The organism is Streptomyces virginiae (assembly GCF_041432505.1).
GTDB lineage: Bacteria > Actinomycetota > Actinomycetes > Streptomycetales > Streptomycetaceae > Streptomyces > Streptomyces virginiae_A.
The window spans coordinates 1,452,537-1,466,564 of record NZ_CP107871.1 but is presented as its reverse complement, the minus strand read 5'-3'; the positions used below and the strand labels follow the sequence as shown (position 1 = coordinate 1,466,564).

9 protein-coding genes are annotated in these 14,028 nt (G+C 73.7%); 6 read left to right on the top strand and 3 right to left on the bottom strand.

All coding sequences use genetic code 11. The features are described from left to right. Entirely contained in the window at positions 1-5,862 is a 5,862-nt protein-coding gene (locus tag OG624_RS06785) for a TIR domain-containing protein (protein ID WP_033225170.1), read from the top strand. Between the two features lie 45 nt (positions 5,863-5,907). Further along, positions 5,908-6,837, top strand: a complete 930-nt coding sequence (locus OG624_RS06780; RefSeq protein WP_033225126.1) for an aminoglycoside phosphotransferase family protein — start codon at positions 5,908-5,910, stop codon at positions 6,835-6,837. A gap of 16 nt (positions 6,838-6,853) precedes the next feature. On the opposite strand, the gene OG624_RS06775 is transcribed toward OG624_RS06780, so the two are convergent. After that, complete coding sequence (locus OG624_RS06775; RefSeq protein ID WP_033225167.1) at positions 6,854-7,444, bottom strand: isochorismatase family protein; 591 nt, start codon at positions 7,442-7,444, stop codon at positions 6,854-6,856. A 167-nt stretch (positions 7,445-7,611) separates the two neighbouring features. On the opposite strand from OG624_RS06775, the gene OG624_RS06770 reads away from it, so the two are divergent. Then, positions 7,612-8,607: a GlxA family transcriptional regulator gene (locus OG624_RS06770; protein WP_033225165.1), complete on the top strand. Its 996-nt coding sequence runs from the start codon at positions 7,612-7,614 to the stop codon at positions 8,605-8,607. 51 nt (positions 8,608-8,658) lie between these two features. Here OG624_RS06770 and OG624_RS06765 read toward each other — a convergent pair whose 3' ends face one another. Together OG624_RS06765 and OG624_RS06760 are read right to left on the bottom strand one after the other, a co-directional pair. Further along, positions 8,659-9,414 carry an anti-sigma factor gene (locus tag OG624_RS06765; RefSeq protein ID WP_033225124.1) on the bottom strand — a complete coding sequence of 252 codons (756 nt, stop codon included), beginning with the start codon at positions 9,412-9,414 and terminating at the stop codon, positions 8,659-8,661. Next, entirely contained in the window at positions 9,411-9,995 is a 585-nt protein-coding gene (locus OG624_RS06760) for a sigma-70 family RNA polymerase sigma factor (protein ID WP_033225123.1), read from the bottom strand. Before OG624_RS06760 ends, OG624_RS06765 begins: the two co-directional genes overlap by 4 nt. A 222-nt stretch (positions 9,996-10,217) precedes the next feature. Here OG624_RS06760 and OG624_RS06755 point away from each other — a divergent pair, with 222 nt between their 5' ends. From OG624_RS06755 to OG624_RS06745, 3 genes are all read left to right on the top strand, one after another. Further along, a complete protein-coding gene (locus OG624_RS06755; protein ID WP_033225122.1) occupies positions 10,218-10,856 on the top strand; it encodes a fasciclin domain-containing protein in 639 nt (212 codons plus the stop codon). A 114-nt stretch (positions 10,857-10,970) separates the two neighbouring features. After that, positions 10,971-12,548, top strand: coding sequence for an SDR family oxidoreductase (locus tag OG624_RS06750; protein WP_051763751.1), 1,578 nt, complete (start codon positions 10,971-10,973; stop codon positions 12,546-12,548). Between the two features lie 76 nt (positions 12,549-12,624). Further along, complete coding sequence (locus OG624_RS06745) at positions 12,625-14,004, top strand: cryptochrome/photolyase family protein (protein WP_033225121.1); 1,380 nt, start codon at positions 12,625-12,627, stop codon at positions 14,002-14,004. The last annotated feature ends 24 nt before the right edge of the window (positions 14,005-14,028 follow it).

Below are 14,028 nucleotides of genomic sequence, written 5' to 3'. Positions count from 1 at the left end.
ATGACGGACGGGCAATTCGGCGCTCCCGCAAGAGAGTTCGACTTCTTCATCAGTTACTCCCCGGCAGACGAGCAATGGGCCGCGTGGATCGCCTGGACCCTGGAGGAAGCCGGCTACCGCACGGTGGTGCAGGCCTGGGACTTCGTACCGGGAACCAACTTCATAGACTTCATGGACCGGGGCGTCAGCGAGTCCCTGGCGGTCATCGCCGTACTGTCACGCCACTACGAGCGTTCCACCTACGGTCGCATGGAATGGCAGGCCGCGCTCCGGGCCTCGCCCGAGTCGCCCGAACGGAGGCTGTTGACCGTCCGGGTGGACGAGATCCCGATCGAGGGACTCCTCGCCACGATCACCTACGTCGACCTCGTCGGCGTCGCCGACATCGACGCGGCCCGCTCCCTGCTGCTGAACCGCGTCGGCCAGGCCGTCGACGGCCATGCCCGCCCGGGCCGCCGCCCCGGCTATCCGGGGAGCGGGCCCGGACCCGTCCGCCACCCGGAGCAGCCCAACCCCGGGCAGCCGCAGCCGAGCGCGCTCGCCGGCCCCGGCTGGTCCGGGCGCCGGCGGCCGGCCAGGGCGCCGCTCTACCCGCAGGCCGCCGCGGCCGGCCACGACCCGCAGGACGCCGTGACCGTCCTGCACCTGGCCGGGCCCGACTTCGGTCGCGGCCGCGAACCCGACTCGCTCAGCCGGCAGATTCGCGGCGACCTCATCATGCTCAGGGACGCCGGGGCACCCGCCCCCGATCTGATGGTCGTCACCGGCGACCTCACCGCGTCCGGCAGCCCGCGCGAATGCGACCAGGCCCTCAGCTTCCTCACCGCCTTACGGTCCCAGCTCGACCTGTCCCCCCAGCGCGTGATGGTGGTACCGGGCGCGCAGGACGTGAACCAGGCCGCCTCCCAGGCCTACTTCCACACCTGCGAGGCCGACGAGGTCGCACCGCAGCCGCCCTACTGGCCCAAATGGCGCCACTACACCCGGCTGTTCCGCGGCCTCTACCAGGGCCTGGACACCGTCTTCGACAGCGACCAGCCCTGGACGCTCTTCCCCGTGCCCGAACTGAGCACGGTCGTCGCCGGATTCAACTCCTCCATGGCCTACAGCCACCGCCCCGAGGAGCAATACGGCTTCATCGGCCGCGACCAGGCCGCCTGGTTCGCCGAAGCCATGCGCCGCTACGAGGAGGAGGGCTGGCTGCGCGTCGGCGCGCTCCGCCACCCGCTCACCGACGGCCGCCGCCCCGGCGACGCGGTCGGCGGCCCCGGCGGGCTGCGGGACGCCGACACCTTCGCCCGGCTCGCCGCCCCACGGCTGCACCTGCTGCTGCACGGCCCGACCGGCGGCCCGCGCAGCACCACCTCGGCCCCCAGCCGCACCCAGCTCGCCGGGGCCACCGGCGCCGCGGCCGCCGGAGCCACCGGCGAGCTGCCCCTGTACGGCTCCGCCGCCCCCGCCCGGTTCCAGCTGCTCCGGATCGACGCCCAGGGCGTGACCCGCTGGGACGACCGGATCACCTCCGCGTCCGAGACCTTCCCCGCCGCATGGCGACAGACCCGCCGGGTCTTCCCCGTACCGGAACTGCCCCCCGTCATCGACGTCGAGCGGCCCGACGGACGGGCTCCGCTGGACGATCCGGCCGCCTCGCTCGCCGAGCGCGTCAAGGAGATCTGCCGGGTGCGCCGGGAAGGCGTACGGCTGCGAGACGTCCCGCGCCGCGAACCGGCCGACATGGCGCAGATCATGGCCACCTGGCGGGAGCAGGAGGACGGCGTCGTCCAGCAGCAACGCATAGCCGTCCACCCGGGGAGCCCCACCGAGGAGGAACTGGACCGCTTCATCGCCCAGGTGCACGCCACCGACACCGGCTCCGAGGCCGTCCTGGTCTACGCGGGCGACGCCCCGGCCGCCGGACTGCGCCGCCGGGCCGCCGCCCACGGCGTCCGCGTCCGGGTCCGCAGCTTCATCGAGTTCCAGGGCCTGCTCGACCTGCGGGGCTACGTCGCCGCGCAGACGGCCCGGCTCAGCGGCAGCGAGCAGTACGCCCCCGGCCTCTACCTCCCCCAGCGCTACCGCGACGCCGACCGCCCCGACGGCCAGGGCGGTGCCGGTCAAGAACGTGACGGACTCGTCGAGGAGCTGCTGGAACTCCTCGAATCCGACCACGGCCGGTTCGTCCTGCTCCTCGGCGACTTCGGACACGGCAAGACCTTCGCCCTGCGCGAGCTCGCCCGACGCATCCCCGAACAGCTCCCGCACCTGACCCCGCTGCTGATCCCGCTCAACTCCCTGGACCGGGCGCACAGCCTCGAAGGCCTGGTCGCCGCGCACCTGGCCGGCCACGACGTCGACACCATCGACCTGCGCGCCCTGCGCTACATGCTGGCCCAGGGCCGCGTCGTCCTGCTCTTCGACGGCTTCGACGAACTGGTCAACCGGGTCAGCTACGACCGGGCCGCCGACCACCTCCAGGTCCTCCTCGACGCCGCCGTCGACCACGCCAAGATCGTCGTCAGCAGCCGCACCCAGCACTTCAAGTCGCACGCCCAGGTCCTCACCGCGCTCGGCGAGCGCGTCGGTCTGCTCCCGCAACGCAGGATCCTGGCCGTCGAGGGCTTCACCCCGGCGCAGATCCGCTCCTACCTCGTCCGCAGCTACGGCGACGAGCAGGCCGCCGACCGTCGCTACCAGCTCCTGCGCAACATCCCCGACCTCCTGATGCTCTGCCGCAATCCCCGGCTGCTCTCCTTCGTCGCCGACCTGAGCCAGGACCAACTGCGCGCGGTCGCCGGAGCGGGCCGCGCGCTCAGCCCCGCCCGACTGTACGAGGACGTGTTCACCTCCTGGCTCGGTCACGAGGAACGGCGCGGTCAGGGCGGTCCCGGCGCGCCGCCCGGGCTCACCCTCGACCAGCTGTGGGCGGCGGTGACCGCGCTGGCCTGGCGGCTGTGGGAGAGCGGCCGCAGCGCCCTACGGCTCGACGAGCTCACCGAGACCGTGGCCGGCACCCTCAGCGAACTCACCGAGTCCCCGCTCACCGCGTCCGAGCGCGCCCAGGCGGTCGGCGCGGGCAGCCTGCTGGTCCGCAGCGACGACGGGGTCTTCCAGTTCATCCACGGCTCCGTCGTCGAATGGCTGGTGGCGCGGGAGGCCGCCCGCCAGCTCGCCCGCGGGCAGCACACCGTGCTCCTCGCACGCCCGCTCAGCCAGCTGGCCGTCGAGTTCTTCTGCGACCTCGCCGACCACGAGCAATGCGCCCGCTGGGTGCGCGAGGTCCTCGACTCCCCGGGGCGGGCGGTCGGCGAGGCCGCCCGCGCCAACGCCGTACGGATCTCCGACCGGCTGCGGGTACCGGCCAACGCCGATCTGCGGGGCGCCCGGCTGGCCGGTGAGGACCTCTCGCACCGCGACTTCTCCGGGGTCGACCTCACCGACGCCGATCTGACGGACGCCCGGCTGATCGGCGCCAACCTCTCCGGCGCCCTGCTGCGGGGCACCCGGCTGACCGGCGCCCGTCTCGACCGGGCCGACCTGAGCCGGGCCGACCTGTCCGGTGCGAACCTCAGCCGGGCGCGGCTGACCCGGACCGATCTACGGGGCGCCCTGCTGACCGGCAGCCGCTGGCACCGGGCGGCGCTCATCGACGTGACGATGGACGACGAGGTACGGGCCGCCCCCGAGCTGGGGACCGCCGCGATCGCCCCCGGGATGCCCGTGGACGCCGGGTTCCGGCCCTCCGCCGTCGGGGTCCCGTACGGGTTCGGCATGCGCACGAGCCGCCTTCCCGAACCCATCGCCTACAGCAGCGACGGCGAGCTCCTCGCGGTCGGCAGCGAGGACGGCTCCGTTCTGGTCTGCGGCGCCGACGACGGCCGGGCCGTGCGCACCCTCCAGGGGCACGAAGGGCGCGTGTACGCGGTGAAGTTCCGGCCGGACGTCATCGCCACCGGCGGCTCCGACGGCGCGGTGCGGCTCTGGGACCCGGTGACCGGGGTCTGCCGCCACCATCTGCGGGTCCACCCCGACGGGGTGTGGCCGGTCTCCTTCGACGCGGCCGGCACGCTGCTCGCCACGGGCGACCGCGAGGGCCTGGTGACGGTCTGGGACGTGGCCACCGGCGAGCCCCTGCACCGGATGCCGGGCCACACCGCGCCCGTCTACACCGCGGTGTACGGACCCGACGGCCTGCTGCTCACCGGGGACGCGGGCGCGAAGGCACGACTGTGGGACCTGACGACCGGGCACTGCGTCCGCGAGATCGAGGGCCATCAAGGCGCCGTCTACCGGGCCCGGTTCAGCCCCGACGGAACCCTCTTCGCCACCGCCGACCGGGGCGGTCCCGGACAGGGCGGCACGGTGCGGATCTGGCGGACGGCCGACGCGCGGCTGCTGCACGAGTTCACCGGACACACCGGGCGCGTGTACGTCCTCGACTTCCACCCCGAGGGAAACCTCCTGGCCAGTGGTGACACGGACGGCCAGATCCGGCTCTGGGACCCGGTGGTCGGCACCCCCGCCGGAGTCCTCGAACGGGGCACCGGCGCCGTCTACCAGGTGCTCTTCGGCGACGACGGGAAGCTCCTCGCCGCCTGCGACAGCAACGGCGCGGTCCGGCTGTGGACGGTCACCGGGCGCCCCCACGGGTACACGATCGCCCTTCACCCCCAGCAGCCGACCGAGCACCGCGGCACCGCCTGGGCGTGCGCCTTCCGGCCCGGCGACAGCCAGTTGCTCACCGTCGGCAACGACGGCGGCGCGCAGATCTGGGACGCGGCCACCGGTCAGGGCAAGCGCATCCTGCGCGGCCACGGCCGCCGGATCAGCGGGGTCGCCTTCAGCGCGGACGGCACGCAGCTGGCGGCGGCCGGCAACGACGGGGTCGTACGGCTGTGGGAGACGCGCACGGGCCGCCGTACGGACGAACTCACCGGGCGCGGCGACCGGCTGGTCTCGGCGGCCTTCAGCCCGGTCGAAGCCGTCCTGGCCACGGCCAGCAACGACGGCGACATGTACCTGTGGAACCCGGTGGGCGGCGAGTACCTCAGGGAGCTCGACGCCGAGACCGAGCACGTCTGGGCGGAGGCCTTCAACGCCGACGGGACCCTGCTCGCCACCGCCAACGACGACGATTCCGTCCGCGTCTGGTTCCGGCCCACGGGTTCGCCCGTGTCGACGCTGACCCAGCACCGGGGCCGGGTCCGCTCCATCGCCTTCCGCTCGGACGCCGATGTCCTGGCCACCGGCTGCGACGACAGTTTCGTCCGGGTGTGGGACGCCCGCAACGGCGCCCTCCTGCATCAGCTCGGCGGGCACGCCGACCGGGTGTACGGCGTCGCCTACGGCCCGGGGGGCGACTGGCTCGCCAGCGCGAGCTGGGACGGTACGGCCGTCGTCTGGCGGGACGGGCAGGCCGGTCCGCGGCTGCGCGGACGCGGCGGCAGGCTGTGGGCGGTGGCCGCCCACCCGAGCCGCCCGCTGCTGGCCACCGGCGGCGACGACCGGGCCGTCGCCCTGTGGGACGCCGTGACGGGCGAGCATCTGACCGACCTCGTCGGGCACACCGGTCGGGTGCTCTCGCTCGCCTTCGCCCCGGACGGTACGACCCTGGCGAGCGGCGCCGAGGACGGCACCGTACGGCTCTGGAACGTTCCCGCGGACGGGGAACCGCCGTCCCCCCGTGCGACGTTGATGGGGATGGCGGGCGGCTGGGCGGCGCTGACACCGGCCGGCGGGTACAAGTACGAGGGCGATGTGGCCGGTGAGTTCTGGCACGTCGTGGGCATGTCCCGGTTCACCCCGGGCGAGCTCGACGCGTACCTGCCGGGCATCCACCGGCTGCCGCTCGGCGAGGAACTCTGAGTCGGGCCGACCGTACGGAGGCCGACCCGGCTACGGTGGGTGCGTATGACACCTACCGAGACGCACGACCGGACAGAGGTCACCGCGGAGCTGGTCCGGGACCTGTTACGCGATCAGCACCCCGACCTGGCGGACCGCCCCGTGCGGTTCGGTGCCCGCGGCTGGGACAACCAGCTGTGGCGGCTGGGCGAGGACCTCGCCGTCCGGCTGCCCTGGGCGACGCCGTCCGCGGACGCGCTGCTGCGCAAGGAGCACGCCTGGCTGCCCGTCCTCGCCCCGGGCCTGCCGCTGCCGGTTCCCGTACCGCAGCGCATCGGAGAGCCCTCCGAGCGGTTCCCGCGTCCCTGGATCGTCACCACCTGGGTGCCCGGCGAGCCCGCCGACCGCGTGCCCGTGACGAACGCCGCGGACGCGGCCGACGCCCTGGCCGCCTTCCTGACGGCCCTTCACCGACCTGCTCCCGAAGGGGCACCCCTGGGCAACCACGGCCGCGGGGGACCACTGGCCGACCACGCCGACGCGTTCGCCGACGGACTCGCGGCCGCCACGGAGATGGGGCTGATCCCCGACCCGGACGCCGTCCGCGCGGTCTGGGAGGACGCCGTCGCCGCGCCCGTCCGGTCGGGCCCGGCGATGTGGCTGCACGGCGACCTGCACCCGGCCAACGTCCTCACCGAGGGCGGCACCCTCTGCGGCGTGATCGACTTCGGTGATCTCTGCGCGGGCGATCCGGCCTGCGACCTCGCCGCCCCCTGGAACCTGCTGCCGGACGGCGCCGTCGAACGCTTCCACGCCGCCTACCGGCCCGCCGTGGACGACGCGACCCGGCGCCGCGCCCGTGGCTGGGCGGCGCAGCGAGCACTCGGCGGCATCCTCATCGGCGAGGCCGGCGTCCGCGGCCGCCCGGGCGGCAAGCCCACCTGGGGCCCACCCGCCCAGGCCGCGCTGCGACGCCTCGTGGCGACGGCGGGCTGACGGACCGGCCGCCGCCTCAGCCGAGGGAGGAGACGGACGGGACGACGACCCCGTAGAGATCGGCGATCGTCGCGAGCGCGGCGTGGTGGAGCTGTTCGGCGGACACCTCGGCCACCGCCGTCCGCAGCGGCCGGGTCGCGCACGCGTCCGCGACCACCGTGGGCCGGTTGCCCCGCAGGAACGCGCCCTGCGCGGTGAAAGCCACGCACATGTGGGTCATGAACCCGGCGAGGAGGACGTCCTTGTGGCCGGCGGCGTCGACATGGTCGCCCAGGTCGGTTCGGACGAACCCGTCGGGGACCGTCTTGACGACCACGACCTCGCCTTCGACCGGGGCCACCCGCGGATGGATCCGGCCGATCTCGGCCCGGATGTCGTACGGGCTTCCCTCGCCGCCGTCGTTGATCACATGGATGACCTTCGCCCCGGCCGCACGGGCCCGCTCCAGCAGCGCGGCGCCGGCGTCGAGGGCGGCTTCCCACCCCGTCAGCTCCATCACGCCCCGGGTGTAGGTGTTCTGGTAGTCGATCAGGATCAGCGTCGCCTCGGACGGCGACGCCGGGCTCGCGTCGAGGCCGCTCAGATCGCGCAAGGTCGTGCTGGACATGGACATACCCTCCTGGGGTGTCGTGCGTGGGGTTCCGGCCGCGGAGCGGCGGCCGTGCCCTCCACGCTATGACCGCCCCCGGATGTCGGCAATGTCATCCAACCCGCAGAAACCGACATACGGTGGAGGCTGACATGACCGTCGTCGCACCGAACGGAGACCACCCCTTGAGCAGCGTGGGACGGTTCATCGTCGTCGTCCTCTTCGACGGCGTCGACCTGCTGGACGTCACCGGCCCGCCGGAGGTGTTCGCCCTGCTGCGGCGGGAGCTGGGCGAGGAGTCGGGCTACCGGGTGGCCCTGGCCGCCGAGACCATGGACCCCGTCACCACCTCCGCCGGTGTCCGCATCCTCCCGGACACCACCTTCCGGGAGGTGGCCGGGCGGAGCATCGACACCCTGCTGGTGCCCGGGTCGGTCGAGGTGGACGAACGGGGCCGGGTCCGCGCCCTCGCCGACCCCGCCGTGGTCGACCGGGTGCGGACCCTCGCCGCCACGGCCCGGCGCGTCGCATCCGTCTGCGTGGGCGCGCACATCCTCGCCGACGCCGGGCTGCTGGACGGCAGGCGGGCCACCACCCACTGGTCGACCGCCCGCCAACTCGCCGACGAGCACCCCTCGATCCAGGTCGACGCCGACCCGATCTTCATCCGGGACCGGGACGTGTGGACCGGCGCCGGCATCAGCGCCTGCCTCGACCTCTCGCTCGCCCTCGTCGCCGACGACTTCGGTGAGGCCGTCGCCCTGCGCGTCGCCCGCCAGCTGGTGATGTACCTGAAACGGCCGAGCGGTCAGAGCCAGTTCAGCGTCCCGCTCGAACCGGTGTCGACCACGCGGCGCATCGAGGACCTGCGCCACTACATCACCCGCAACATCGCCGAGCAGCTGACCGTCGCCGACCTCGCCGAACAGGCGCACGTCGGCGAACGGCAGCTCACCCGGATCTTCAAGACGGAACTGGGCATGACCCCGGCCGCCTACATCGAATCCGCCCGGGTCGAAGTGGCCCGCAACCGGCTGGAGTCCACGGACGACACCCTCGAACGCGTCGCCACCGTCTGCGGCTTCAACACGACCGACACCCTCGTCCGTGCCTTCCGCCGCAAGCTCGACACGACCCCGACGGAGTACCGCAACCGCTTCCGGGCATCCGTCACGGCCTGACCGGCACCGGCCCTCGGCACCGGGCCCCGGCGCCGAGGGCCCGGAGGTCGGTCAGGCCGTCGGGAAGTTCAGCAGGGCCACCGGAGCCGAGGTCGGCTGCGGCGAGCCACCGGCCGGTTCGACGGTGACACCCATCCCCGACGCCTTGCCGACCGGACCCTCGAGCAGCGTGGCCGTCGCCGGGGCACCGGAGCCCATCAGGCCCGCCGGACGCATCTTGCCGCCGTCGTTGTACCAGAGCTGGTACACCTTCCCGCCGGGCGGCGCCGGCAGCCCGGAGGCCGCGAAGACCGCCTGGTTACGGGAGTCCGAGACCACCACGGTGCCCACCGCTCCGTCCCGCAGCGGCGCCGTGGCCACCCGGGCGTCGGCGGCCGCGAGGACCGCGCCCACGGCGTCGTTCGCGATCCGGGCCTGCTGCGCCTGCTGCCGGGCGTCCTCGGCCTGCTGGTACTGCGCCACGGCGACACCGCCCAGCGCCACGGCCCCGGCGAGGCAGGCCGCCAGGGCCCAGCTCGGCACGGGCCGCCAGCGGGGCCGTACGTGGCCGCCGCGACCGGTCCGCGCCGTCGTGGGCGGATCCTGGCGTACCGTCGCGATCCGACGCATCACCTCGTCGCGCAGCGCGGCACTCGGCGGCGCCGCGACGGCGAGCCCGAGGCGTGTCACGGTCTCGGAGAACTCCCGGACCTCCTGGGCGCAGGACGCGCAGTCGGCGAGGTGCCGCTCGACGGCGGCCCGCTCGCCCGGATCCAGGGCGTCGAGCACGTACGCGCCCGTCAACGTGTGCAGATCCGCGGTGTTCACACGCCCACCCCCAGGCAGTCACGAAGCCGGATGAGCCCGTCGCGCAGCCGTGTCTTCACGGTACCCAACGGAAGGGCCAGCAACTCCGCGACCTCCCGGTGGGTCAGGCCGCGGTAGTACGCCAGAGTGACCGCCTGGCGCTGCATCTCGCTGAGTCCGTGCAGACAACGCCGTACCTGCTCGCGTTCCAGCCGGCTCTCCACCTGCTCCACCACCTCGTCGTAGGCGGTGGTGTGGTCCAGCAACGCCGCCCGCTTCTCGCGGTTGGTCGACGCCTGCGCGGAACGCACCCGGTCGACGGCCCGGCGGTGGGCCAGGGTCAGCACCCAGTTCATCACCGAGCCCCGCGCGGGTTGGTAGCGGGCGGCCGTCCGCCAGAGCTCGACCAGAACCTCCTGGGCGACCTCCTCGGACTGGGCCGGGTCCCGCAACACGGTCCGTACGAGGCCCAGTACGGGACCCGACACCGCCTCGAAGACGGCCGTGAACGCCTGCTGATCACCGCGGGCCACCCGGCCCATCAGTTCCGGCAGGTCGGGAGCGGCCGACGGATGCCGGCCTATGCGCACGTTCTCTCTCACCGGGGAGGTCCTCCAGGAGTACTCGGTTGCACGGCTCATTCGGAGCCGAGGGGCAGGCGGATGGGTCGCGGCGGGCGGTGCCTTCGGCAGCCCCCGGACCGTCGATCGACAGCTTGTGCGAGCTGCCACTCGTTCGGGTGAGGGGGGCATCCGGATGAGGGGCCGTGCCGAATGGCCGACGTGATTCACCGATGGGTGGGTCCCGTAGCCGCAGGAGAGACCATGAGCATTCACACCTTCCGTCGTGCCGCCCTCGCCGTGACCGCCGCAGTGCTGCTTCCGCTGGCACTGTCCGCCTGTTCGGAGGAGAGTACGAGCAATGAGGGGGCCGCCGCTCCCGACGCGGTCTCTTCACCCGATCCGATCGGCGACACCGGCGCGGGAACGGACGCTCCGTTCGGTACCGCGTGCGCCTCGGTGCCCAAGAGCGGCGCGGGTTCCTTCGACGGCATGGCGCAGGACCCGGTCGCCACCGCCGCCTCGAACAACCCGGCGCTGTCGACCCTGGTCGCGGCCGTGAAGAAGGCCGGGCTGGTGGACACGTTGAACAACGCCCAGAACATCACGGTGTTCGCGCCGACGAACGACGCGTTCGCGAAGATCCCGAAGGCGGACCTGGACAAGGTCCTGGCGGACAAGGAGACCCTGACCAAGATCCTCACCTACCACGTGGTGGGCGAGAAGCTCACCCCGACGCAGCTGGGCAGCGGTTCCTTCCAGACCCTCCAGAAGGGAATGATCACCACCAAGGGCTCGGGCACCGCCTATCAGGTGAACAGCTCCTCCACCGTGGTCTGCGGCAACGTCCCCACCGCCAACGCCACCGTCTACATCGTCGACACGGTCCTCATGCCGAAGTAGGCGCGCTCGCGCTCCGCACGATCACCTCGTGGGCGGCGGTCCGTGCATCCGGCCGGACCGTACCCCCGGAAGAACTCCGGGGGAGCACCCGCGACACCCGATCGGAGCAACTCGATGACGGACGCACAAGGACCCTCGGCCCCGGGCACGCTGTGCCTGGTCACCGGAGCCACCGGCTACATCGGCGGCCGGCTCGTCCCCGAGCTCATCACCGCCGGCCACCGGGTGCGCTGCCTCGCCCGCACCCCGGAGAAACTGCGCGACCACCCCTGGGCCGGGCAGGCGGAGATCGTCCGCGGCGACGTCACCGACGCGGCGTCGCTCGCCCCCGCCCTGCGGGACGTCGACGTCGCCTACTACCTGGTGCACGCCCTCGGCACCGGGCGCGACTTCGAGCACACCGATCGCCTGGCCGCGCGGAACTTCGCCGAGCAGGCCCGCGCCGCCGGCGTACGCCGCATCGTCTACCTGGGCGGACTCACCCCGAGCGGGGTGCCCGACCACGACCTCTCGCCCCATCTGCGCTCCCGCGCCGAGGTCGGGCGCATCCTCATGGCCTCCGGGGTCCCCACCACCGTGCTCCGCGCCGCCGTCATCATCGGCTCCGGCTCGGCCTCCTTCGAGATGCTCCGCTACCTGACCGAGCGGCTGCCCGTGATGGTCACCCCCAGCTGGGTGCGCACCCGTATCCAGCCCATCGCCGTCCGCGACGTGCTGCGCTACCTGGTCGGCAGCGCCCGGATGCCCGCCGAGGTCAGCCGCGCCTTCGACATCGGCGGCCCCGACGTCCTCACCTACCTCGACATGATGCAACGCTACGCCCGCGTCGACGGGCTGCCCCAACGGGTCATCCTGCCCGTACCGGTCCTCACTCCACGGCTGTCCAGCCACTGGGTCGGCCTGGTCACCCCCGTGCCCCGGGCCATCGCCCGCCCCCTCGCCGAATCACTCAAGTACGAGGTCGTCTGCGACGAGCACGACATCGCCACCTGGGTGCCCGACCCGCCCGGCACGCCCCTCGACTTCGACACGGCCCTCACCTACGCCCTCAAGAAGGTCCGCGACGCCCAGGTCCTCACCCGCTGGTCCTCCGCCTCCGTGCCCGGCGCCCCCAGCGACCCGCTGCCCACCGACCCGGACTGGGCCGGCGGCAGCCTCTACTCCGATGTCCGTGAGCGCACCGTCGAGGCCTCCCCGCAGGCCCTGTGGCGGGTCGTGGAGGGCATCGGCGGGGAGAACGGCTGGTACTCCTTCCCGCTCGCCTGGGCCGTCCGCGGCTGGTTCGACCGGCTCGTCGGGGGCGTCGGACTGCGCCGGGGCCGCCGCGACGCCGCACACCTGAGGGTCGGCGACTCCCTGGACTTCTGGCGGGTCGAGGAGATCGAACGCGGCCGGCTGCTCAGGCTCCGCGCCGAAATGCGGCTGCCGGGCCTGGCCTGGCTGGAGATGTACGCCGAGCAGGACGGGGAAGGGCGCACCCGATACCGGCAGCGGGCGCTGTTCCACCCGCGCGGCCTGGCCGGTCACCTGTACTGGTGGAGCGTCTCCCCGTTCCACGCCGTGGTCTTCGGGGGCATGGCCCGCAACATCGCGCGCACGGCGGAGGCGGGTGACGACCGCGGGCCGGCCGCGTCCACGGCGCCCGCAGCCGGTGAGCCCGGTGCATCCGCCGCGGCCGCCCGCGCCGAATGACGGGCGAGGCCAGCCCAGCGACCTCCGCGCGGCACCCGCAGGGTCCGCCCGGTGGCCCGATGCCAGGAGCAGCACCATGAACGTCTCGGTCGTCCTGTTCACCTCGGACCTCCGCGTCCACGACCATCCGCCGCTGCGCGCCGCGCTGGGTTCGGGGAACGAGACCGTCCCGCTCTTCGTCCGGGACCCGGCCGTGGACCGCGCCGGCTTCGCCGCGCCCAACCGACTGGCCTTCCTCGCGGACTGCCTGGCCGGACTCGACGCAGGGTTGCGCGAGCGCGGCGGACGGCTCGTGGTGCGCTCGGGGGACCCCGTCGCCGAGGTGTGCGCCGTCGTACGGCAGGCCGACGCCGACGAGGTGCACATGGCGGCCGGATGCAGCGCCTTCGCCCTGCACCGCGAGCAGCGGCTGCGCAGCGCCCTGGAGGCCGACGGGCGACGGCTGTACGTCCACGACGGCGTCGTCACCGCCCTGCCCGCCGGGGCCGTGACCCCCGCCGGATCCGATCACTTCGCCGTCTTCACGCCCTACTTCAGACGCTGGTCGCGCGAGCGGCTGCGCGAGCCGCTCGCCGCGCCGCAGCAGGTCCGGGTGCCCGGCGCGATCCGCTCGGAGGAGCTTCCGTCCCGCGACGAGGTCACCTCCGTCTCGGCGGGCCTGGCCACCGGGGGCGAGCAGGAGGGCCGGCAGCGGCTCACGGACTGGCTCGGGGAGTACGCCGACGGGTACGAGGAAGGCCACGACGACCTCCCCGGCGACGCCACCTCCCGCCTCTCCCCGTACATCCACTTCGGCGCGGTCTCGGCGGCCGAGGCCGTGCACCGGGCGCGGTCCCGGGGCGGAGCGGGCGCCGAGGCCTTCGTACGGCAGCTCTGCTGGCGCGACTTCCAGTACCAACTCCTCGCCGCCCGCCCCGGCGCGGCCGTCCGGGACTACCGCCCCCGTGCCGACCGCTGGCGGCGCGGCAAGGCGGCCGAGGCCGACCTGCGGGCCTGGAAGGAGGGCCGCACCGGCTACCCCGTGGTCGACGCGGCCATGCGGCAACTCGCCCACGAGGGCTGGATGCCCGGCCGGGGCCGACTGCTCGCCGCGTCCTTCCTGACCAAGACGCTCTACATCGACTGGCGCGCCGGAGCCCGTCACTTCCTCGACCTGCTGGTCGACGGCGACGTGGCCAACAACCAGCTCAACTGGCAGTGGGTGGCCGGTACCGGGACCGACAGCCGCCCCAACCGGGTGCTCAACCCGGTGATCCAGGGCAAGCGGTACGACCCCGCCGGCGCGTACGTGCGGCGCTGGGTCCCGGAACTCGCCGAGCTGCCGGGCCCGTCGGTGCACGAGCCCTGGCGGCTGGCCGACCCGGAAAGGGCCCGGTACGACTACCCCGCCCCCCTGGTCGGGCTCCCCGAGGGGCTGGCCCGCTTCCGCGCGGCCCGCGGCAAGGACGGCCCGTGACCCCACCGGCTGTCGGTGGTCAGG